Raw genomic sequence first — 23,325 nt, forward strand, 5'->3', positions numbered from 1 at the left:
TTCCCGGATTGTTTACAGGAAATCAGTAAAAACAAAACTTAAACACCCGTGAAAACAAAGTTATTATTTCTTTCATTTTTCGGCTCATTGCTGGCCCATGCACAAACACTTCATTTTAAAAGCCTTGCCAATATGTCTATAGGCAGAGGGGCTACAAGCAGTGTAATGGTGAATAATGATCTATATGTGAGCAATGGCTACCAGGAAAACGGAGGTAACGCCAATTATATTGAAAAATATAATATTACTGATAATAAGTGGAGTGTTATCAATTCTAGTCTGGTTCCCAAAAGATTTGCCAATTCGGAGACTTACAATAATAAAATTTATATTTTTAATGGTTGGGGAAACAGCCATCTTGAAATTGTAGACCTTGCAACCTATAAAATAACGAAGGGAGCTATTAATCATTCCTATACAGGAAATTCAGGGTCTGCAATCTACAATGGCAAAATATATGTATTTGGAGGCAGCGGATTAAATGGAGCCGCCACTACTGTATTTTCTAAAAGATTCCAGTATTATGATATTGCTTCCAATACCTGGAATCCATTACCAGATATGCCCACAGCAAGAGAAACAAGCGGCAAAATTGTGAATGATAAACTTTATGTGATTGGTGGTTTCAACGGTACTCCATCCCGTCTGATCAATGTTTACGATCTCAGCACTAATCTTTGGATCAAGCAATATACGATGCCTATTGGGATAGCCGGACACTCATTAGCAGTATCCGGTAATAAGATTTTTATTGTAGGTGGGGTTAATAATCAAAGTTTTCTGGCCTATTTTGATACGGCAACCAATAAATTACATCAGCTATCATCCAATATGATTCCCAGAAGACATGCTGCAGCGGAAATACATAATAATAAACTATACATCATCGGTGGAAGTACAACCTCTTCAACCAAATCATCAATTAAAAGCATACAAGTAGCCGATATTGATGATAACCTTTAACAAAACTATCGTAAGCTAATTAAAGCTATTTGGAATTGGTATTTTTTCTATAAGCCTTTAAATAAAAAAAGCATCATTATGTTTATAGAGGGAATAGATTGCAAATATTTTTTCTGAAGCAATATTTCTTATACATTTGGATACAGATATTTTATCTTTACCCTAATCTTTACCAAAACCACATAACTTTAGATATACCTTTCCTCTATGAAAAAAGCATTTGAGTTCCTCAAGCAATTAAGAAAAAACAACAACCGGGAATGGTTTGCCGATCACAAATCTGAATATGATTCTATCGTAAAAGAAAACAAAGTTTTTTTTAATAAGATCTATGCTGAACTTCAGGAGCATGATCATCTAAAAGGTATCCATATTTTCAGAATTTACAGAGATGTTCGGTTTTCCAAAGATCAAACCCCTTACAAAGACAATTTCGGGGTGGGATATTCCCGCTCAAAACCTATGTTGAGAGGTGGATATTATATTCAGCTGGAGCCGGGAAACAGTTTTGTGGGTGGTGGTTTTTGGGGACCTGAAGCCAAAGATTTACTTCGCATCCGCAAAGAATTTGAAATCAGTACCACAGAAATTGAAAAAATTACCTCTGACGAAACTTTCGTAACCTATTTCGGATCGCTTCAGGGGGACTCAGTAAAAACAGCACCCCGGGGTTTTGATAAAAATCATCCTGCCATAGATCTGATCAGAAAAAAACAATTTGTGGTCATGAGAAAATTTACGGATAAAGAAGTTCTGTCTGATAATTTCCAGAAGGAAGTTATTTTAACTTTATTGGCAATGCGTCCCTTTTTCGATTATATGAGTGAAGTACTGACCACTGATCTCAATGGAGAACCTTTGTTTTAAAACTGATCGCATTTTTCGAAAAAATACCATTACCCATTCCTCTTAATAAAATAAAGCCAAAACGAAAAAAATTCTCTTAGTATTTTCCTTATCTTTAAACTTCGGTTTTCATTACAATTCAATATCAAAAGTAATCTCTGAATTGTTTGCAGAAAATCAGTAAAAACAAAACTTAAACACCCGTGAAAACAAAATTATTGATCCTTTCATTTTTCGGCTCATTCTTAGCTCATTCACAAACACTACATTTTAAAAAACTTCCAGGGATGCCTACAGCCAGAGGCGCTGTAAGCAGTGTAATTCTAAATGACAACATTTATGTAGCCAATGGCTATACAGCCATTAAAAATGCCAATTATATTGAAAAATATAATATTACTGATGGCCGCTGGACTATTATTAACTCCAGTCTGATTCCCAAAAGATTTGCCAATTCCGAGGTTTACAATAACAAAATTTATATTTTCAACGGTTTGGAAAATTTTAATCTTGAAATTTTAGATCTTACCACCAATACGATAACCAATGGAGCCGTTAATCCTTTTTATGCCGCAGGAGCCGGTTCTGCAATCTATCATGGTAAAATATATGTGTTTGGGGGCAGCGGATTAAACGGAGCCGGGAGCAATGTATTTTCTAATAAATTTCAGTATTACGACATTGCTTCAGATACCTGGCATTCATTACCGGATATGCCTTCAGCCAAAGAAACAAAAGGCAAAATTGTGAATGATAAGCTTTATGTGATTGGTGGTTTCAACGGGATGGCCTCTAATCTGATAGACGTTTATGACCTTAAAACCAATCTCTGGACCCATCGATATACAATGCCTGATGGGGTAACCGGACATTCTTTAGCAGTAGCCGACAATAAGATTTTTATCGTAGGCGATTATGTGAATCAAAATTATCTGGCCTATTTTGATACTGCCACCAACCAACTCCATCAGGTATCATCCAATATGATTCCCCGAAGGCACTCAGCAGCAGAAGTATATAACAACAGATTATATATCATTGGTGGAAATACAACCACTAGCCTCTCCTCATCTATTAACAGCACAGAGGTTGCAGATATTAATGAATTAACGATCAATCTGAATATACCGCTTTCTCAGTAGATGAGAAACAAAGCCTCAAAGATTTTTACAATATTAAACCCGAAAAACCAAATGGAAAAACCGGATATAATTAATTTAAGCTTCAACAATACGGAATATAATATTGAGATTATAGGAAACGTGGACAAAATAGATGGAGCTTATTATTATACTTTTAAATTTGACAAAGATCATTTCATTACCATTTCAAAGTTTGATGGAGGACCATGGAAAATAATCAATATGTCGAAAGATAATATTGCTGAAAAATTAGGAGAAATAATCGACCGAATGCCTTAAAAAAGCCTATGTAAAGGCAGTTCGGGTTCTTCAAATAAATGAAGGCAAGACTTATTTTCCAGCTTTGACACAGTAAGAAAGTTAAATCTTTACCACAAGACATTCCCAAAGATGAGGACTTTAGAAAATAAAAAAGAGATGAAGTCTAAAAAACAGATGACCATAAAAAACGAAATTAATCTATGAGAATAGCCATTTTTTCTGACATCCACGGAAAAATATTATTACCATTCAAATTGGTTGATCTGTACCAAAAGGAAACAGGCAACACCATTGATTTTATTCTGCAATGTGGAGATATGGGAGCCTATCCCAATATTGAAAATCTGGACAAAGCAACGATAAAACATGCCCAATATGATAGGGACGAATTGGGATTTCATGACGACTTTACAACGATAAATCCAGCCATTAAGTCATTTTTAGATGAACTTAATATTGATATGATCTGTGTACGGGGAAATCATGAAGACCATGATTTCTTAGACCACCTGGAAAAAGAAAATTTTCAGGAAAGCCTGTTTCCTATTGATGCTTATGGAAAAGTCTTCGTATGTAAATCTGGCCTAAAACAGGAATTAAGAACTGATAATGAAGTTTTGTCTTTTGTAGGGATTGGCAGAATTGGTGACCGTAAAGGAAGATCAGAAAAGCGGTTTATTCAGGACTACGAAAGAAAAGAAATAAAAAAACTGCTTAAAACAAAAGATCTTTTTGATGTCTTAATCACCCATGATAAAGATGACAGCTCCCAAAGAGGCTATGGAATGGCTGAAATCAGAGCGGTATTAGATCATGTTATTTTTCATTACCATTTTTATGGACATACTGGAGAACCCTTCAAACAGGAAACAGATGAAAATGGCATCACGCAATCCATCAAGGTAAAAGAGCTGGAATTTAATGAAAGTGGAATTTTAGAAAAAGGCTGCATGATTATACTGACAAAAGAAAACGGAAAATTAGACCTTGAAATTGTTGATCAGAAACTGACCAATAAAATGACAAAATACAATTGGAAATCGCAATAAAATTTTGCCTACAAAAATACACTTTCGCAATAAGTAGTCTGACTTTGAAGCCATTAAAATAAAACTATTCGGTACTCAGGGGAATGGTTATAGTTTCTAAGAGATCCTTAGCAGAAAAATCTAAATGAATCTGTTTTTATAGAGAAGTCCCGGAAACTTGTTATCTTTTTGTGGTCAGCTGAGTTTCACAATCATCAGGAAATTTGTAAGTTCGTGACACTAACCCATATTTATATTAATAGTAACTTTCAAAAATGATTTGTAAACAGAAAGATTCATATTTTATTATTTTACCGATTGTCATTTTTATCAACTTAATTATAGCCTGGTATATAGGTGACTATTTAACCCCTGATTCATATGATTATATAGAAATTGCTGATCATCTGCCAATCATTAAAGATTCACTGTTTCCGATATTTTATCCTAGTCTGTTAAAAATAATCAATATCATCATCAACGATTATTTGATCACCTACAAGATCATTAATATTATATCGATCCTGTTTTGCTTTATTTACACTTATAAATTTAAATTTTATTGGAAAGAAATCTGGGCCATTCTGGCATTTTCATCGTTTCAGTATAATTATATTTTTGCATGGAGTGAAAATATAATATTACCACTTCTTATTATATTTCTTCATTTAAATTATCTGTTCTACACAGACAAAATTGACTCTAAAAAATATCTGTTAAAAAACACAATAACTCTGGTATTGCTAATTTTAACTAAATACAATTCAATATTCTTTGTCTTTCCTACAGCAATATTAAGTTTACTGTATCTGCGATTAAGCAAAAAGTATTTTTATGCTCTTGCTTCTTGTTTTATAAGCGTTCTGATCTTAGTGTTCTATCTTTTTTTAAATTACCAATTCACAGGATATTTCACCGGTAATCGCTCAGAACTCACAAAGTTGAATTTCATAAAATATATCAGTTTATCCAAATATGAAATAACAACAACCATAGAGCCATTCGGGCGCCCTATCAGTAAGATAGTAGAATTACAAAGCCTGCCCCGTATATGGCAACTTCCCTACCTGCTTTCACTAGGAATCGTGGGAATACTGGGTATAGCCATATTTTCTGTGCTTAAGAAAAGTAAATATTATGTATCAAAATATAACGTTTTTTTGATCGTCAACAGTTTAACATTTATATGCTTAACATTAGTTTCTGCTTATTTCACAAGAATTGATGTCTTAGGTCCCAGACTGTTATTAGGGTTTTCGTTTCCGTTATTACTGGCCCTATTTGTATTTATTAAAGAAAATAAAATAAACCTGCCTTCACTTCTGTTAGTAGGCATCTCATTAATATCAGCAGTTCTTCATACGATAACATCCATCATATATGGCTATATATAGATTGTTTTGGTAAAAATGCTATAAACACTTAGAAAATCATCATAAATCTCCTGACTTAAAAACAAAAAATAACATCAAGGAAACAAAAAAACAAGTATGCTATATCAAACAAAATTAACCGAAAATCAAACGATAGAAATCCTGATGAACCATCTTGAGAACAATGGATGGAAAATAGAGAGTTATTGTCTGGGCCAGACAAGAGGGCATGATATTGTAGCTGCAAAAAATGGAGAGGTGATGTTTATGGAAGTAAAAGGCGCAAAAGCTGACGACAGCTCTCCTACCAAAAAAAGAAGTCATTTTGATAGTGGCCAGGTAAAAACACATTTTGGTAAAGCCATCGTAAAAATGTTAGAAGAAAGATTCAAAAATCCCACGGTAACTTTAGCAATAGCTCATCCGGATGATGAAAACATCAGGAAAGCAATAGGAAATCTAACCCCACAACTGAAAGAATTAAATATTCATCATTACTGGGTTTCTGGAAATGGAGATATAATGATTGACTAATCTAATTAGCCAGGAAACCGTTTAAAATTTATTTGACATTCTGATTTCAGTCAATAAACACCATTACATCAAAATGACACAGCAAATACGGGATTCATTACATTACAAAGGGAAAAAATATTCTTTGAATAATGAAATTTTAGACTATTTCTTCAAAGAATTCCCTGAAAAGAAGCCTAAAAATATAGGATCATTTTCAGCTTGCTGGAGAGGTTATGTCGCAGATTTTGAAATAAAGAACAACGAGTTAATTATAAAAAAAATGCGTTGGATGTTCAGTAAAGAATCTGAGGATCATCATCGTACTCTAAAAAATATATTCCCTGATGACAAATATAATTGGTTCTCAGGATTAATCAGGATTGATGATTTTAGAGGGAAATATGACGATGAAGATGACGAAGAAGGTATTTATGAATTGCTCGAGATACGGGATGGAAACTTTATCCGCCATTGGAAATTAAATTTTGTGGATTTTAATGACTTCAAAAAAATAATCTTCACAGATTATAAAACAACAAAGGAATATGAAAAACTATTCCTTCTGTGGAAAAATAATAATCCAGAAATTACAGCAACAAAAATCGATGAATATATTTTTCAAAATATCATTCGCAATGTCCGAAAAATATAATAATTGTAGCTTATATCACATTCCTGAATAATTCTCAGACCAAAATTTATTAGTAAATTCGAATACTAATAATCATGATATGACAGCCGAAGAACTTGAAGCATTATTAACCGAAAGAGCGAACTCTTTTGGCTTGAAAAAACGGGCTTTTGACACCTTAAATTCTATACTTTCAGAAAAGCCTGATGATCTGATAGGTGGCTTTGAACGCCATGAAATCAAAACGATCTTTGACGGCTATCAATACAGGATTGATGATCGCTATATCGCTCCTGTTATTAAGGCCAGAATAGGCATTTATGTTGAAAATGAAATTTATCTCGACAACCTAGAGCCTATCGGTTATTATGAGCTTGAGTCTGATCTGAATGGTGAAATTGTAGACGATTGTTTTGTCATCGAACAGGAAAAATATTTGAAAGATATTGGAATCACTTCATACTTTAAATACATGAATGAGAAAATGCCTGGTCAATATTTGAGAAGGAATCACTTTCAATATGAGTTTGTAGCCTATATTTCTTTAATTGGGACATCCTTTATAAGTAAAGCATTTGAAAGTGCCGGTGTATTTATCAGCAGAGCAAACGTATATCTAGCAACAACGGACAATTCTTTTCTTGACAAAGATTACCTAAAGGAAGCAAGAAAATTCTTAAAAATGATGAGCGCCTATCTGATCGAAAACGAATTGGTATCGGGAAACCTGAAACAAAAATTATCTGAAGGACGTTAATCATCATCTTACAAAAGATCCAAAACAATCCTAATAAAACTAAAAATAGAAAAAACACAGCATCAGGAATGACAACAGATAAAATTCTAACGATTAAACAGATCATTGAAAAAGATAAAAAGACAGATGGCGATTATTGGGTAAACGGTGGGAATGAAAGGATCTACGAAATTCTTGATACATTTAATGACGCAGATTGGAAAGAACTTGATCGTGATCTGGTCAATTTTAAAGATCATGAACATTCTATTTTTGCAAGAGCAATATTACATTATGACGAAGACAGAAAGATAAACATTGACAATTATCACTTGTTCTTTAAAGAATTTATTCTGCTAAAAGATTACGAAGATTGTGATTGCTTACTCTTTGACATGTTTTATATTGAAAATGTTAAAAATCCGGATCTGGAATTCCTTAACGACGTCAGGTTGAAAATACAATTCCTGGAAGAATCAGGTTTTTCTACCAACGAAGAAATTTTGCGTTTAGCTTATGATCGTATAGAAAAAGGGATAAAAAAAACTCTTTCTCCACAGAACCTACCTATAAATATACTCTGAAATTAGAAAGATTTGGAAAACAAACGACTATTATTTTACTTCAATATCTCCATAAAAAAGACTTTATTACCCTAAATTTATGACCAATATTACCCATAGAATCTTTAAATACCGGGATTCCTCCAGGCAGCTCTACAACAATTATTTTCTTAATGTAGACTGGAAAGATTCCGAATATTATTCTCACGAATATTTTGAGGAGATCGATGAAATTCTTTTTCAAAAAACCGTGCTTAATCAGATTAATTCTGAAATCCCGATCTTGAAAAATGATCATGATTTTTATGAAAATATAAAAATCATTCCTAATTATGGACCTTTAGGTTTTGGAACCATGTTCGCTCCGGCCCATCAACAGTTTACTGAATGGAAACTCTTACAGTTGAAAACAAAGGAAAATGATTTCAGACTGATCTCTTTTTTCGATTGGACCACTGAAAAGACAATGGAAATGCAATATGCAAGGGTAAGGCTTGTTCATTCTGAAGAAATTCCGGAATTAACAGGCTATGACTTTCTACTGGAAAGCTGGAATTCTGAGTTTTATGCTGTATAAAAACCCTCAAAAGTTTCAATAACAAATACTAACAAAACAATATATTTACAAAATGTCAAAAAAACTAATAGACAAACTCGCCTGGATCGAACTAAAAAACAAATCAATTCTCTCAACCAAAAGCTACGGAAAAGACAAATACTATATTCCGGGCGGTAAAAGGGAAATGGGAGAAACTGACGAAGAAGCTCTGATCCGTGAGATCAGTGAAGAATTAAGTGTCACAATTGATCCTGTAACGCTTCAATACATGGGAACTTATGAAGCTCAGGCACATAGCCATGAAGAAGGGATCATCGTAAAAATGACCTGTTATTCCGGGGAGTATTCAGGGGAATTAAAAGCCAGTGCTGAAATTGAAGAAATGAGATGGCTAACCTATTCAGACAAAGACAAAATATCGGAAGTTGATCAGTTAATTTTTGATGACTTACATCGTAATAACCTATTGGATTAAGATACAATCTATCAATTTGAATAAATACACTATCATGAAAAACCTGCTTTCAATTTTCCTGGGAGGTAGTATACTATGGAGCTGCCATTCAAATAACAAAATAGAAACATTAAATCGGGATCATGCATTTAAAATAATTAAAGCAACAGATTCCACCTCCTTTTTACAATGGACGAATGGAAAAACATCTCTCCGTTCATCAAAACCCATCAGCAACCATTATCTTGATGATAAAACTCATTTACAATGGAGCAATGAAAAATATATGTGCCTCAGGCATTCAAATGGAAGTGATACCTGGACCGATTTGATTTTACCATTTACCAATAATGAAGTAAAATTGTACGAAAATCCATTATCCTATGAACCTGTAAAAGGTATTGTAGTCTACGAAACCGATTCTTTGCCTTATAAACTGGTCGCAGAAAGTATGGATGGTAAGAAAAAACAGTTCATAGGAGAAAACTGGAAAAACTGTTCAAGCCTATTTCCTCATTATTGTATTGACAGCATCCGTATCGAAAATAAAGAACTTTATGTAGACTGGGTTCTGCCCGATAAAACCAATCCGCACCATTCAAAAGAGATACAAAAAGTCAGACTTGATTTTCCATAAAAGTTATTCAATTTTTTTTGAGTTTTTAATCATCGTTATTTCAAGGAAGTGGCAGGTTTTTCATATTAGTATTTAAATTTACAACAGAATACTTCAATTCATTAACGTTAATATTCAATATCATGATCGATTTAAAGTACGTTCAGGAACTTATTGAAAAAGAAATCAGCCCTGATTACGAAATCCGGGAATACTTCGATACCCAAGATATGGTGATCGTCTTCTGGAAACATAAAATATATGATATGGATGATGAAAGAGGACGTATTATCGGCTCCGGCCCTGTAGTTTATGATAAAGCTACAAAAGAATACAGAGTTTTAGGCTCCAGAGAATGGTTTGATGAAGACATCTGTCAGCTTTTTGAAACCGATGAAACAAAAGAAAAGATAAAGGATCATGAGTATCTGATGGATTTATTTGAAAGTAATGAAGAAAATCCTAGCCACTCGCATCTATTGACCGAAAAGATAAAAAAGAATATTCTGCGTCGAAATTATATCAATACAGATGATGTTGATTGTTTGTCAATTTTAACCGGAGTGAGAAGAATGGACAAGGAAGTGAATAACAAATTTGATCTAATACGCAAACCGGAGTGGAATTCTACAGACCACTGCGTTGTTGTATCTGATGATCAGGTCGCCAAAGAAAAACTGATCAATATCTGGAAAGAAATCAATTTCGAATACAAAATACTATCAGAAACTGAACTGTTGTTATTTCGGACAAGGGATTAAATTATTTATCAATATTTGCAGTACAAAATCAGAGTGCTTTGGAAATATTTCACCTCTTTTTTTATTCCCTAATCAATATCGATGGTGGACACATACTCTATTATGAAGAAAATAAAAAATTTGTGAAAGCTATTTCCGATTTTGTGCACAAAACGAACTATTAGATCATTCAAAGAAATTTCTTCCCTTCTATGTAGGTGGAAAATTTCCGGTTAAAAGTCAACATTAATCAAATATTTGAGTCCGTTGCTTTTTTTATTTTTACCTTCACAAAAAACTTAATATAGACATGGAAAACATAGAACTGGAAATTGATGAAGCTTTCAAAAAAACATTTCTATTCCCCCGGGAAAAACCAATCACTGATTTTTTTACAAACATTTTAGATTCAGAATATAAATTCAGAGAAGATAATACCAACATTGAAGTGCTTAGTGTATGTTATTATGCTTCAAGTCCTTTAAGTTTTATTTTTGTTTCCCCCAGCTACGATTATTATGATCAGGGTAAAACGATTCAGACTCCTGAACTTCATTTGAAAGACCACGGATTAGAAGACTATGATTATATTCAGGTGCATGAATTATGCAGAGATGTTTTGGATGAAAACAATATTGATTATTCTGAACACCTTGATGAATTTGACGATTTGGATCCTGCCAACTATTGGGAAAATCAGTTTCAACTGGAGAAAGATTTCCTTCTTCATTGCTGGAAAAATGCGAAAAAAGAAACTCAGTCTACACTGCATGCCTTTTTAGAGTCTTCAGACGGAGCTGGCAGAATCTATGACCTGAACAATGGTAATGCGCTTGATGACGATGATATTGACCAGTATCTGCAGACTAAAGGGATTATTATACAAAAAGAAATATAGCCATATGACCATTCAACACCAGATCGAAGAATACATCACCATCCAGTCTGAACCCAAACGCAGCGATATGGAGCAACTTCACCGTATCATCATGGAGCTCATGCCAGGATGTCGACTGTGGTTTTTGGATGGCAAAAACAATGAAGGTAAAATTGTTTCCAATCCGAATATCGGTTATGGACTTTATACAATGACCTATGCAGATGGAAAAACCAAAGATTTTTATCAGATCGGCATGAGTGCCAATACAACAGGTATATCGGTCTATATTATGGGAATAGATGACAAAACTTATCTGAACAGAACATTTGGAGAAAAAATTGGAAAAGCAAATGTGACCGGATACTGCATTAAGTTCAAAGCTCTTAAAGATATAAATATAGACATTCTTGAAACTGCTATGCGGTATGGAAGCGAGCAAAAACATTAATCTTTCACTTACCAAAACTATTATAATGGTCATGAGAAAAACATTAAAAAAGATAAGTTTGAAGACTTTTATAAGAAGATGATGGGGATAGCATTATTAATAGAAAAGAGTAAAACAACAGCTAAAGTGAACAATACCTATAAAGATCAACTCGACATACTACGCCAGCGAATTCCTGTCGGGATCCGGCACGGATTGATCCTGCTGGAAAGAACTGGTGGAGATCTGGAGAAAGCTGAAATACTGTTTCAGGAAGAAATGACCGCTCAGATCATCCATAAAACAGAAGTAACAAAGGAAACCGCAGTCAGATATTTAAAGCAAAATGATTTTGATATTCCCCGGACGCTGAAAAGCATCGATGAAGATCGCTACACGCTAACCGAACTTATTCTGAGAAAATTCAAAGACAAAAAGGAAGAGGCCTTAGACAAAATCATGATTGTCGTTGAAGAAAAATACCACCTCAAAAGAAAATTCTGGCTCATTTTTGATGACTTAAAAGAACTGGATCCGGCAATATACTGCTTTCTAACTTCTATGGAATGGCTTAATTATGAAAGCTGGGAAAGCTATGGAACGGCTTTGTCATTCAATTTGGAAACAGTCTGTGAACAGTTTGAAAAAACATTGGGACTTCATGACCTTTCCGTTTCTCTACGACATGCAAAGGATATTCAGAAAATGATTGATGATCAGCATAAAACTAATGAAGGGATTCAGAATTATATCACCGCGAACAACGAATTACAAAACAACCGGGATTATCTACAATGTGAAGCGTATTTTATTGCTCAAAGGCCAGTTCTTATAGACAGGCTTTACGAATTGGTAAAAAATAATATGGATAAATTCCCTTAGAATATCATAAGGTTAAACTAAAGATTTCAGGGATCAGATTTAGCTGTATAAATGCCCAAATCAGGTATTATTTATATATTTAACAAGTAAAAATGCAGCATGATGACATTCAGAATTGTCTTACTTTCCCTATTGGTTTTTATTAAAATATCAGCCTGTAAATGTGCATATACTCCTACCTTACAGTCTTCTTTTAAAAAGGCAGATTTTGTTTTCATAGGAGAAATTGAAGGCTATACAGAAGCTCCATCAGGATTTAAAACATCTCAGAACATTTTAAGCAGGGTCAGGATTGATAAGGTTTACAAATATGAATACAATGATCAGTTCTATAAGGATTTCGCTACGCTATTCGCTTCTCCCATCCGTTCCTGTGATGTTCCTTTTACAGAAAAAGGAAAGTTTCTGATTTTCGCCTATTTTGAAGAAGATACCGGGTTTCTTTATTCGGAACACTGTCTGCTGCAGAAAAGAGCAGATCAGCTTTCCCCGGAAGATTTAAAAGAACTGGAAGCATTAAGTACCGAATATAAAAACACACTCAGAAATTCAGAAATCTTAGCTAATGAAAATCCGATGGATGTTATTATTGATGAACCAACCCCATCCAACAGGAAAATAAATGATCTGAAGACAGAAATTTCAGATCTCAGTCAGCAAAATGACCGGTACAAAATAATCATTTATGTTGCTACTTTTGCCATCGCCATGCTGCTGATGACCTTAGGTCTGGTATGTAGGAAGAAAAATAAGCAAAATGTATAATCAGCATTTGATCAGTATTAAAAACGAAAACTACAATCAACTTCCGACAGATGAAAACAACGATTCTATTTTGCCTTTCTCTCCTGGTCTTCTTCACCTTGGGTTGTAAAGAAAAGATCAGAAATGAAGATCAGTTTATTCTCTTTCAGGCCAGTCCCGGAAAGGGAAATATAAAACTGTACTGGAAAAACGACCGGCATCAAATTCTGAAAAGCATCGGCCAGCTGAAAAAAGAGGTTGAAGCTCAACATGAAAAACTACAGTTTGCCATGAATGGAGGGATGTTTGAACCCGACAATTCTCCAAAAGGACTTTATATCGAAAATTTTAAAATACTGAAGCCCATAGACACCCTTCAGGGCTCCGGAAACTTCTACCTTCCTCCCAATGGAATTTTTTATCTGACTCAAAATAATCAGGCAGGCATCGTTGAGACTAAAAAATATATACAAATTCCGGAAATAAAATATGCCACTCAATCCGGTCCAATGCTGCTATTGGATGGGAAAATAAATCCGGTTTTTCAAAAAGACTCCAAAAATCTGAATATAAGAAATGGGGTCGGTATTTTAAGCAATGGAGATTTAATCTTTGCGATGTCTAAAAAAGAAGTCAGTTTCTACAAACTGGCTCAGCTTTTCAAAGAAGCAGGATGTAAAAATGCATTATATCTTGACGGCTATGTATCCAGAGCTTATCTTCCTGAAAAAAACTGGATTCAGGATGACGGGAATTTCGGAGTGATGATAGGAATTACAGAAGTAAAATAAAGTTGAGGAATCATCTGGCCTGTCTGGTTTAAAAAATAAAATATCCTTATCTTTCCCTTAGAAAATCATAAACCATTCATTACCCATTACGAAAAATATGAGAAAAGTAATATTAGATTTGGCCACCACTTTAGACGGATTTATTGAAGGGCCCAACGGAGAAATCGATTGGTGCATTATGGATGATGATATGAATTTTGAGGGCTTTATTTCGGGTATTGACACCATTTTTTATGGACGGGTGAGCTATGATGCTTGGGGAAATTACCAGCCTGATGAAAATGCTGCTCCAGAAGAACAGGAATTCTGGAAAACCATTCATGCAAAAACAAAATTTGTGTTTTCAAGTCAGGATAGAACCGATGAAAATGCAACGTTTATTCATTCTAATCTGGCAGAAAAAGTTTCGGAAATAAAAAAACAGGACGGAAAAGACATCTGGCTGTATGGCGGAGCAAGTCTTATCAAAACTTTTATTGAGTACAACCTGATCGATATTTACAGAATATCCGTTCATCCGGTAGCTTTAGGAAGTGGAAAACCTCTTTTTGAAGATCTGAAGAAAAGATTAAATTTAAAACTCATTACAACCAATGTTTTCAAATCTGGTGTGGTACAACTGATCTATCAACCGGAAAGAGATGAAACAGAGTAATAATTTTATACTTATTTCCCTAAAAAAATTATTCGCATGAATATAAAATTGGATACAATCATCTTCTATGTAAAAGATATACAGCTGATCAGGAACTTTTATGTTGAAAACTTTAATCTGAAAGTCACTGAGGAAGATCACATCTGGATTCTCATGAATGCCGGGGCGGTCAATATCGGGCTTCACAAGATCGGGGATCAGTATCTGGACAAAATAGCGGCTGGGTATCAGTTTGACAACAATACCAAACTCGTTTTTGAGGTAGATACAGATATTGAAACTGCCAGAAACGAACTTTTGTCAAATGGCATTCAGATGCGGGAAATCAAAACCTTTGAAAATTATAACTTCTGGCTTTGTGATGGCGTTGATCCCGAGGGAAATGTATTCCAGTTGAAATGTAAAAAGTAATTCAAATGTTATCCTTAATATCTAAGTCAATTTTTTGAAGCAGACCTATCGAACTCGGACAGGCCTTTTATTAATCATTCAAAAAACAATACCATGAAAAAAATATCCGGAATTTTATTTTTGATAGCCACCCATTCTCTATTCGGACAACATATAGCAACCATTGAAAAACAGCTCAACACTGCCTTTCAAAAAATTGACTACTGGTCTTCGGAGGGCAGAAGTCTTGAATCTTCTTCTGATTCCCTATACGCTGCCAATACAAAGTTTGAAAAGCTATTGCTAAAATATACTTCTTCAAATCCCCAGACACTCAGCCATGATTTCAACAGCCTCAAAAAAAACAGGCTCACAATTGCCACTTCAGAAGACGGAAAATTCCGGATCTATTCATGGGACACCTGGACAGGCGGAACCATGCATTTTTTTAAAAATGTATACCAGTATAAAACCGGAGATAAAGTACATTCAAAAATCATAGACAGTGATTCGGAAGGTGATCCGAAATCTTTTTATTATCAGATTAATGACATCGTTTCTCAAAATAAAAAATATTATCTTACCCAAAGTACTTCTATATTCAGTACAGGACTTTCTGCTCATTATGTAAAAATCTTCTCTATTGAAAACGGCCAACTGAACGATGCTGCCCAATTGATCAAAACTCAGACAGGAATCAGAAACCAGCTTCAATATGAGGTAGACCTTACCGCATCCGCCAATAGAGACAATGAGATCAGGAATTATAATATTGAATATGATAAAAAAAATAAGATCATCAGCATCCCCTTAATTCTTGATGATTATAAAATCACTTCAAAAAAGATCCGCTATCAGTTTAAGGGTAAGTATTTTGAAAAGATCTGAACTAACTTTTAATATTCTAAGAATCTAATTAATCATAAACTCATTAATATTGAAAAAAGTAATTGCTGCAGACATTCTTATCATCGTCTTAATTTACCTTTATTATCCGGTATTTGGCAGTGAAAGTATTTCCTATTTCATTATTTTTTTATGTTTTGTTGTTCTTTGTTTTTCAATAGCAAAAATGTATGCTCCGAGTGATCAGGAAAATTATGAATCCGTCGAAAAAGAAATGGATAAGAAATATGCAGATGATGGTATTTTCCAATATACCGATGACGGCTTTTATGTAAACCGGAAAAAGACAACAGAATGGATCAAATGGGATCAGATTATTTCTGTATATTCCTTCAGTATTCCCATCTTACACCGTACAAGACAAACAGGACTGGAGATCATCACTGATGAAAACAGTTATGAATTCATCTATGAAAATACCCCCGGAATAGAAAAACTGACAGATCAACTGATCAGTCATCTTCCCGATTGGAAACTTGATTCTTCTACGATCAGAGATAACTCCGGAGCTGAAAAAACAATGTTGTTCCAACGAAACCATATTTCAAACATCTGATTAAATGCAACCGATATTCCAAACAAAATATTCAAAATGCCCGTTATCCTTAAAATAAAAAGCTCTCTTAGCTGGGCATTTACTTTTGTTGGTGGTATTGCTCTGATCATTTTACTTTTTATTATTTTAATCATTCTTCCTTTAACCTCAGCCCAAAACACTTATTTTCTATCAGCGCTAAGTTATATTTGTTCCGCAGTTCCTTTTGCCACATTTTTTATATTCTTACTTCGGATCTGGATATGGAATACTTTTGGGAAAACAATTCTCAGTATTGAGCCAGATGCAATGACAGTCCGGTATAAGAATAAATTGTTCACCCATCCAATCACTTATCTTAAAAAAGAAATTGATCATATTGAGACAAAAGATCTTACCCTAGAAAAACTTAATAAACTGGGCTTCCGTTTCCACTTTTCACTGAGCTCCGCCACCTATTCTGTTGTTATCATTAAAGAAAATAAAGAAATCAGAATCGTGGACTGGATTACTGAAGAAAAAGCAGATGAAATAACCGGTACATTAAAAAAATTATGGCGCTAGAAATGTAAATACACATTTTGAAAAAGAATATATTTGATCTAGGATCTTTTTATTACAATCTTCCTATTCGATAATGTATAATCCTTCCAGAAGAAATATTTTGTATTTTAAACCTCAAAAAAAAACTAAATATGAAAAGGCTGCTATGTTTCCTGATCTTCATCTTCGCACTCAATTATTCTTTCGCTCAAACTGAAAATTATACCCGTACCATGAATGATTTTCAAAAGCAATTCAATACTGCGGATTATAATAAGATTTTTGAGAGTTTTTCACCGGAGATGAAACAGGCACTCCCTATTAATGAAAACAAAGAATTTCTGACTGATCTGAAATCCCAGATGGGAGCTATAAAAAGTGTAGAATTTATAGAGTACCAACAGTCTACTTATGCGATTTATAAAGCACAATTTGAAAAAGGAATTCTGGCAGTCAATATTTCACTGGATGCCCAGAATAAGATCAATGGTCTTCTCATAAATCCTTATAAAGATCCCAGCAAAGTAGTGAATGCACTGGCTTCCTATCCAAAAGAAATTGCAGAACTGATCTATTCAACCACCAGACAATTTCCTGAAGAGACCCAATTGTCTATTGCAGTTACTCAAAATGGGAAAACCCAGTATTATGGAGTACTCAAGCATAATGATTCTGTAAAATCTGTTCAGAATCAAAACAAAGCTTTTGAGATCGGTTCTATTACGAAGGTATTTACTTCAACGGTTTTAGCTTCTCTTGTGGAATCTAAGAAAATAAAACTTACAGACCGGATCAACCCCTACTACTCGTTTAGCTTTAAAAATCATAAGAATATAAATTTTGAAGAGCTGGCCAATCATACCTCCGGTCTTCCGCGTCTGCCTGAGAATCTGGATGTATCAAATGAGATCAATCCTTATAAAAATTATCATACAAAGGAACTCGAAGATTATCTTAAAAACCTGATGACATCGGCGTCTACAGCTTCAAAAAGCTTTTCATACTCCAATCTGGGTGCAGGGTTACTAGGCTATACACTTGGCTTATCCCAAAAAACAACCTTCCAGAAATTATTACAGAAAACGGTTTTTGATCAATACGGAATGACCCATTCTTTCACCAGCACTGAAAATCTGGGGAATAGTCTTGTGAAAGGACATAATGCCGGAGGAGAAACCGTATCCAACTGGGATTGGGATGTTCTTTTCGGAGGGGGTGGCATTGTATCTACTACTGAAGATCTGGTAAAGTTTGCCAATGCTCAGTTTGATCCTGCCAACAAAGAGCTTGCTTTGACTAGAAAACCAACCTTTACCGTAGATAAAACGACAAAGATCGGGCTGGGCTGGCACATTATTTCCACAAAAAACAATAAAGAAATATTTTTCCACAATGGAGGAACCGGTGGTTATTCATCTTCAATGACGATGGATATGGAAAGCAAAACAGCAGTAATCATCCTGTCGAATGTTTCGGGAATTAATGATTCTGTTGATCGTTTATGTTTTAAATTATTAAGCCAGGCAGACAAAAAATAGACTTGATGATGTTTTTATTTTAAGAAAGGATGTAATACTTTAGTGTTTGCAGTTGTCTTATCTAAAAACAATACATGAGAGTTATTTTAACCTGCCTGATGGTACTCCTGGCAGCCAATCCTTTTTTTTCGCAGAGAACCCAACAAATAGAACAACTATTAAATGCTTATGAGAAAGCCGGGCTATTCAGCGGTTCTGTTCTGATTGCTGAAAAAGGGAAAATTATTTTTGAAAAGAGCTATGGCTACAGAAACGCGCCCAAAAAAGAAAAAAATACCAACAACAGCCTTTACCGTATTTTTTCTACCACCAAAATGTTTACTGCCGCCGTCATCCTCAAACTGGAAGAAGAAGGGAAGTTATCCATCAATGATAAACTTTCAAAATATTATCCGGCTTATCCAAAGGGAGACAGCATCACCATTGCCAACATACTTTCACATACATCCGGAATCCCAAGTGAAGAAAACACGAACTATACCGTTGACGAAGGGACCTTCATACAATATATTTCAGCAAAACCGCTAGATTTTTCACCAGGAAAACAATGGAACTATTCCAATTCCGGATATTATATTTTAGGGTATATCATCAAAAAAGTGACGGGATTAGACTATGACAAAGCGATAGAAAATTACATTCTGAAACCCGTTCAAATGACCCATAGCGGATTTCATTTTAATGCTGTTACTGATGAAAACAAGGCTTTAGGCTATGAGTTTGTATCAGAGAATATGTCCAACGAAGCTTTTCGTTTTAAAACTGATCATCCTTTTGCTGCAGGAGCGATGTATTCTACTGTCGGTGATCTGTTCAAATTCAACGAAGCTCTTAAAAACTATAAAATATTAAAGAAAGAGACTCTTGAAAAAATGTTTACGCCTTACCTTAATGATCATTATGGGCTTGGCGCTCAGGTTTCCAATATTTTAGGAAAAAAGGCTACCGGACATGATGGCGGCGGACCGGGTTACCGAAGCAGATATTACAGAATTTTAAAAGATGATCTCTGCTTTATTCTGATGACCAATTCTGAACTGTCACACGCTGAATTCTTCATACCTAAAATCGAAAGTATATTATACAATCAGCCTTTCAATATTCCGTCTATAGCCAAAGTACCAGAAAAGGATCTTAAAAAGCTGGAAGGAATTTACACTTCCGGTGACACCAATTTCTATATTACCATCGCAGACGGTTATCTTATTTTCAATGGAAAAAACTATGGAAGAGGGGCATTACTTCCCCTTAGCAGTACTCGTTTTCAATTGGATGAAAAGTTTTCTCTTACATTCAAACCGAATGAAAGCGGCCAAATAGAATCATTTGTTGTTCAATTCCGGGATGGTACTGTGAAAACAGCAAAAAGGAAAACAGATAATCTTCCGAATCCCTGGGCTATTATTGGAGATGCTACCCCTTCCGGATGGGATGGAAAAGATATTCTGCTGCAGACAGACCCAAAACATCCGGGGATCTATTCTCTTAAAAATTATAAGCTCAATAAAGGGAAGTTTAAATTCCGAATGGACAATGACTGGGGTACCTGCTTAGGACTGAATGATGATGGTATGAGCATCGCTCGGGATGCTTATGATTTCCATGTAAAAGAAGAGGGTATTTATGACATTGTACTTGATATGCGCAATACAGTAAAACCTCAGTACAGCATCAAAAAGGTTGGTCAATAAAAAATTAACATTCATATATTACAACCGGAACCGGAGAACCATAGCATATTGGTATCCGGTTCTTTTTTTGTCTTCACCTTTTAGAAAAATAACTCTCGTTATATTTTTTCACGCAATACCTTCTGTAAAGTATAAGCTATTTAAAAACTTCATTTTCAGCCTATTTTATTTCAAAACGAATTGATATTTTATTTATTTTTATAGAACCGAATGACCTCATAAAATATTACCTATGCCACATTTCATTGTAGAATGTTCACAAGACATCCTCCTTCAGAAAACACCTGATGAAATCATGGATGCCATATATGAAACAGCAGATGCCACCGGTTTATTTGCTCCCAATGACATCAAGGTAAGACTTCAGCCTTATCAGTATTTCAGATTGGGAAACGGTAAGAAAAACTTTCTGCATGTCTTCGGCTACATTATGGAGGGGCGAACGACAGAACAAAAAGCAAATCTTTCCAAACGGATCAGTATAAAACTTACAGAATTACTCCCGGAAATATCTTTTCTGTCTGTCAACATCTGTGAGTTTGAAATGGCTACTTACAGCAATAAAGCCCTTATCAACCCTCAAAACACTGATCGCAATCGTCATTTCGGGCTATAAACACTCCACTTCACCCTAAAATATAAATAATATGAGCTTAAAAGCATTAGTTACCAAAACTGTTCAGTACAACAATTGGGTAGTCAATAAATACATCGACTGGTTATCTACAAAATCTGACGAACAGCTTAACCAGGAAACCATTTCAAGTTTCCCCACCATTTTAAAGACCCTGCACCACATCTGGCAGACCCAGGAATACTGGTGGAGCCATATTTCAGAAGGTAATGACTTCGATTTTGAGAAAACCCTGACAGTAAGCAGCAAAGAAGATGTTTTCAATGCCATTAAAAGCAATTCTCAAAAACTGGTAGATTATGTAGAAAGTTTATCCGAGGAAGAGCTTTCTAAAAATATAAAGATTGAATCCCAATGGTTTCAATGTGATTTCTCAAAGTATGAATATATTCAACATGCGATTCTGCACGGAACCTATCACAGAGGCCAGATTGTGACTATGGGAAGAAATATCGGAATTACAGATGCTCCTATGACGGATTTTAATTTCTGGAATATCTACAAGGACCAATAATTCCGGAAAAATGGGAGAACTTTTCGAATTAATTTCTGATAATGCCATAAAGAAACTGGACTCATATTATACGGAATGCCATATCTGTGGAAAAACGGAGGTTGATCTGTACCCATATCAGGGACAGGTTATTCTGGACAATGGAGAAATTGACGATGATATTTACGCTGCCTGTCATGATTGCCTCCAAACCAGACCAATGACCCGTGTCTGTAGTTTTCTGTATGAAGAAGTTGTTGAAAAATACCTCAGCTCACTGAATTTAGCACAAGACCACAAAGCGGAACTTAGAATAACATTAATGGAAAAATACAACCGGACACCGGATATTCCATTGTTTATGCAGCGACCGGATATTCCGCTTTGTTGTGAAGATATTACAGAATTTACAGGGTATCCGCAAAATGACAAAGAATTGTATGAAGTCAGTGAACAGTTAATGTATTGGGAAGAAGGGCCCAAAGAAAGAAGTGAATATGATGATTTTAAAACCTATGGAAGTCCTGAAAGTTTAACGGAAATAGCAACTTTCAAATGTCCGCATTGTGACAGAAAATATTTTACGTTTCAGTTTACCTAGTTCTTTCAATGAGATTAATGAAAAATCAAATACAATTATAGGCATAGAAAATTTAACCATTTAGCTACAAAAAATTTCCGTACCTGTTTTTTTTATGATATTTTCGTTTAAAAATAACCATGAAAAAGATTATCAAATTCGTTAAATACGTTCTGTTGACCGTATTGGCTATCATTTTAATTTCCGTTTTATACATTTTTATAAGCAACAAAATCTTTATCGGAGGTCAGGATGAAAAGTTTACAGATTACCTGAAAAACAACCATATACAAATCCAGGACAAAATAGACGGTCGACTCTTCGATGACAGCTTCTTCAGTTCCCAGGTTATCCTTTTGGGGGAAGTTCACGGATATGCGGATAATCAGAAACTGGATCAATACTTTCTGAAATTTTTAAATCAAAAAGCGGGTGTAAAATATTATATTGCTGAGATGGACAGCCTCAATTCTAATAAGCTCAACCATTTCTTAAGAGGAAGTACAAAGGATCAGAATTTGCTTAAGGAAGTTGTGGTAGCCATTCAAAAAAGAATTCCACAACAATCCAGTAAAGAACTTCTGGAAAAATGGAGTGACATCTATGATTACAATCAAACTTTGCCGGATTCTTTAAAAATATCAGTGATCGGTATTGATACGGACTTTAATGATAACTCCCGTAAGATTTCAAGAGATTCTGCCATGATTGTCAACTTCAAAAATTCATTGAAAAAACTGAATATTGAAAATGAAAAGTTTTATGGGCTTTTCGGATTTTATCATGTACTTCAGCACGGTACCATGAAAGAAGGGAAACCTTTTGCTGAACGTCTTAAAAATTCCGGTTTTAAAACATCCAGCATGGTAAGCTACACGCTTGACAGTGAAATGTATCTCCCAAAAAATCCTCAATTCCCAACCCCGGAAGATCAGAAAATAGACTGGATCAATGCAGACGGCCCGTTCATGCTGGTAAAAGGGATCAATGATTTTAAGGAACTGGTAAAGCCTAATTCTATGACTTTATTCCGTTTAAATTCTAAAAATTCGCCGTATCAAAATTCGGATAAGCTTATTTCGATCAAATCCAGAATGTTTGGGGAAAACTTTAACCCACAGGAACATACCAATACTTTAGACTATTTCCAGTATATCATACTTTTAAAAAATTCAAAAGCTCTGACCCCTATCCAATAATTTTGGTAT

At 34.7% G+C, this 23,325-nt stretch carries 29 protein-coding genes; all 29 read left to right on the forward strand.

Annotated elements, in window-relative coordinates; genetic code table 11:
• Positions 1 to 48: 48 nt before the first annotated feature.
• The 29 genes from AC106K_RS19105 to AC106K_RS19245 all read left to right on the forward strand — a co-directional run bounded on the left by AC106K_RS19105 (position 49) and on the right by AC106K_RS19245 (position 23,316).
• A complete protein-coding gene (locus AC106K_RS19105) occupies positions 49 to 963 on the forward strand; it encodes a Kelch repeat-containing protein (protein WP_482447047.1) in 915 nt (304 codons plus the stop codon).
• Positions 964 to 1,170: 207 nt separating this feature from the next.
• The gene (locus AC106K_RS19110) at positions 1,171 to 1,830 is read left to right on the forward strand and encodes a DUF2461 domain-containing protein (RefSeq protein ID WP_482447048.1); all 660 of its coding nucleotides are present in this window, start codon (positions 1,171 to 1,173) and stop codon (positions 1,828 to 1,830) included.
• A gap of 182 nt (positions 1,831 to 2,012) precedes the next feature.
• A complete protein-coding gene (locus tag AC106K_RS19115; protein ID WP_482447049.1) occupies positions 2,013 to 2,951 on the forward strand; it encodes a Kelch repeat-containing protein in 939 nt (312 codons plus the stop codon).
• A 51-nt stretch (positions 2,952 to 3,002) separates the two neighbouring features.
• Positions 3,003 to 3,230 carry a hypothetical protein gene (locus tag AC106K_RS19120; RefSeq protein ID WP_482447050.1) on the forward strand — a complete coding sequence of 76 codons (228 nt, stop codon included), beginning with the start codon at positions 3,003 to 3,005 and terminating at the stop codon, positions 3,228 to 3,230.
• A gap of 182 nt (positions 3,231 to 3,412) precedes the next feature.
• Entirely contained in the window at positions 3,413 to 4,261 is an 849-nt protein-coding gene (locus AC106K_RS19125; RefSeq protein WP_482447051.1) for a metallophosphoesterase family protein, read from the forward strand.
• A 1,469-nt stretch (positions 4,262 to 5,730) separates the two neighbouring features.
• Positions 5,731 to 6,147 (forward strand): hypothetical protein, encoded by a 417-nt coding sequence (locus AC106K_RS19130; protein WP_482447052.1) that lies wholly within the window; start codon positions 5,731 to 5,733, stop codon positions 6,145 to 6,147.
• Between the two features lie 124 nt (positions 6,148 to 6,271).
• The gene (locus AC106K_RS19135; protein ID WP_482447053.1) at positions 6,272 to 6,781 is read left to right on the forward strand and encodes a hypothetical protein; all 510 of its coding nucleotides are present in this window, start codon (positions 6,272 to 6,274) and stop codon (positions 6,779 to 6,781) included.
• 79 nt (positions 6,782 to 6,860) lie between these two features.
• A complete protein-coding gene (locus AC106K_RS19140) occupies positions 6,861 to 7,517 on the forward strand; it encodes a hypothetical protein (protein WP_482447055.1) in 657 nt (218 codons plus the stop codon).
• A 68-nt stretch (positions 7,518 to 7,585) separates the two neighbouring features.
• Positions 7,586 to 8,080, forward strand: coding sequence for a hypothetical protein (locus AC106K_RS19145; RefSeq protein WP_482447056.1), 495 nt, complete (start codon positions 7,586 to 7,588; stop codon positions 8,078 to 8,080).
• A gap of 79 nt (positions 8,081 to 8,159) precedes the next feature.
• Positions 8,160 to 8,636: a hypothetical protein gene (locus tag AC106K_RS19150; protein WP_482447057.1), complete on the forward strand. Its 477-nt coding sequence runs from the start codon at positions 8,160 to 8,162 to the stop codon at positions 8,634 to 8,636.
• Between the two features lie 52 nt (positions 8,637 to 8,688).
• Entirely contained in the window at positions 8,689 to 9,093 is a 405-nt protein-coding gene (locus AC106K_RS19155) for an NUDIX hydrolase (protein ID WP_482447058.1), read from the forward strand.
• Between the two features lie 34 nt (positions 9,094 to 9,127).
• On the forward strand, positions 9,128 to 9,709 hold the full coding sequence (locus tag AC106K_RS19160; RefSeq protein WP_482447060.1) for a hypothetical protein: 582 nt from the start codon (positions 9,128 to 9,130) through the stop codon (positions 9,707 to 9,709).
• Positions 9,710 to 9,831: 122 nt separating this feature from the next.
• Positions 9,832 to 10,449 (forward strand): hypothetical protein, encoded by a 618-nt coding sequence (locus AC106K_RS19165; RefSeq protein ID WP_482447061.1) that lies wholly within the window; start codon positions 9,832 to 9,834, stop codon positions 10,447 to 10,449.
• A gap of 289 nt (positions 10,450 to 10,738) precedes the next feature.
• The gene (locus AC106K_RS19170; RefSeq protein WP_482447062.1) at positions 10,739 to 11,326 is read left to right on the forward strand and encodes a hypothetical protein; all 588 of its coding nucleotides are present in this window, start codon (positions 10,739 to 10,741) and stop codon (positions 11,324 to 11,326) included.
• A 4-nt stretch (positions 11,327 to 11,330) separates the two neighbouring features.
• Positions 11,331 to 11,756 carry a DUF1801 domain-containing protein gene (locus tag AC106K_RS19175; RefSeq protein WP_482447063.1) on the forward strand — a complete coding sequence of 142 codons (426 nt, stop codon included), beginning with the start codon at positions 11,331 to 11,333 and terminating at the stop codon, positions 11,754 to 11,756.
• Between the two features lie 78 nt (positions 11,757 to 11,834).
• The gene (locus AC106K_RS19180) at positions 11,835 to 12,617 is read left to right on the forward strand and encodes a hypothetical protein (protein ID WP_482447064.1); all 783 of its coding nucleotides are present in this window, start codon (positions 11,835 to 11,837) and stop codon (positions 12,615 to 12,617) included.
• Between the two features lie 99 nt (positions 12,618 to 12,716).
• On the forward strand, positions 12,717 to 13,382 hold the full coding sequence (locus AC106K_RS19185) for a hypothetical protein (RefSeq protein WP_482447065.1): 666 nt from the start codon (positions 12,717 to 12,719) through the stop codon (positions 13,380 to 13,382).
• Positions 13,383 to 13,432: 50 nt separating this feature from the next.
• Positions 13,433 to 14,152 (forward strand): phosphodiester glycosidase family protein, encoded by a 720-nt coding sequence (locus AC106K_RS19190; RefSeq protein WP_482447066.1) that lies wholly within the window; start codon positions 13,433 to 13,435, stop codon positions 14,150 to 14,152.
• 97 nt (positions 14,153 to 14,249) lie between these two features.
• Entirely contained in the window at positions 14,250 to 14,807 is a 558-nt protein-coding gene (locus tag AC106K_RS19195) for a dihydrofolate reductase family protein (RefSeq protein WP_482447067.1), read from the forward strand.
• 36 nt (positions 14,808 to 14,843) lie between these two features.
• Positions 14,844 to 15,218, forward strand: coding sequence for a VOC family protein (locus AC106K_RS19200; protein WP_482447068.1), 375 nt, complete (start codon positions 14,844 to 14,846; stop codon positions 15,216 to 15,218).
• A gap of 93 nt (positions 15,219 to 15,311) precedes the next feature.
• Positions 15,312 to 16,085 carry a hypothetical protein gene (locus AC106K_RS19205; RefSeq protein ID WP_482447070.1) on the forward strand — a complete coding sequence of 258 codons (774 nt, stop codon included), beginning with the start codon at positions 15,312 to 15,314 and terminating at the stop codon, positions 16,083 to 16,085.
• 49 nt (positions 16,086 to 16,134) lie between these two features.
• Positions 16,135 to 16,659, forward strand: a complete 525-nt coding sequence (locus AC106K_RS19210) for a hypothetical protein (RefSeq protein WP_482447072.1) — start codon at positions 16,135 to 16,137, stop codon at positions 16,657 to 16,659.
• Between the two features lie 36 nt (positions 16,660 to 16,695).
• Positions 16,696 to 17,202: a hypothetical protein gene (locus tag AC106K_RS19215; RefSeq protein WP_482447073.1), complete on the forward strand. Its 507-nt coding sequence runs from the start codon at positions 16,696 to 16,698 to the stop codon at positions 17,200 to 17,202.
• 131 nt (positions 17,203 to 17,333) lie between these two features.
• The gene (locus AC106K_RS19220; RefSeq protein WP_482447075.1) at positions 17,334 to 18,719 is read left to right on the forward strand and encodes a serine hydrolase domain-containing protein; all 1,386 of its coding nucleotides are present in this window, start codon (positions 17,334 to 17,336) and stop codon (positions 18,717 to 18,719) included.
• A 74-nt stretch (positions 18,720 to 18,793) separates the two neighbouring features.
• Positions 18,794 to 20,410 (forward strand): serine hydrolase, encoded by a 1,617-nt coding sequence (locus tag AC106K_RS19225; RefSeq protein WP_482447076.1) that lies wholly within the window; start codon positions 18,794 to 18,796, stop codon positions 20,408 to 20,410.
• Between the two features lie 232 nt (positions 20,411 to 20,642).
• A complete protein-coding gene (locus tag AC106K_RS19230) occupies positions 20,643 to 21,026 on the forward strand; it encodes a 5-carboxymethyl-2-hydroxymuconate Delta-isomerase (protein WP_482447077.1) in 384 nt (127 codons plus the stop codon).
• A gap of 31 nt (positions 21,027 to 21,057) precedes the next feature.
• Entirely contained in the window at positions 21,058 to 21,558 is a 501-nt protein-coding gene (locus tag AC106K_RS19235) for a DinB family protein (protein ID WP_482447078.1), read from the forward strand.
• Between the two features lie 10 nt (positions 21,559 to 21,568).
• Positions 21,569 to 22,138, forward strand: coding sequence for a hypothetical protein (locus tag AC106K_RS19240; RefSeq protein WP_482447079.1), 570 nt, complete (start codon positions 21,569 to 21,571; stop codon positions 22,136 to 22,138).
• Between the two features lie 119 nt (positions 22,139 to 22,257).
• Positions 22,258 to 23,316, forward strand: coding sequence for a hypothetical protein (locus AC106K_RS19245; RefSeq protein ID WP_482447080.1), 1,059 nt, complete (start codon positions 22,258 to 22,260; stop codon positions 23,314 to 23,316).
• The last annotated feature ends 9 nt before the right edge of the window (positions 23,317 to 23,325 follow it).

It is taken from the genome of Chryseobacterium sp. FR048, assembly GCF_056844665.1.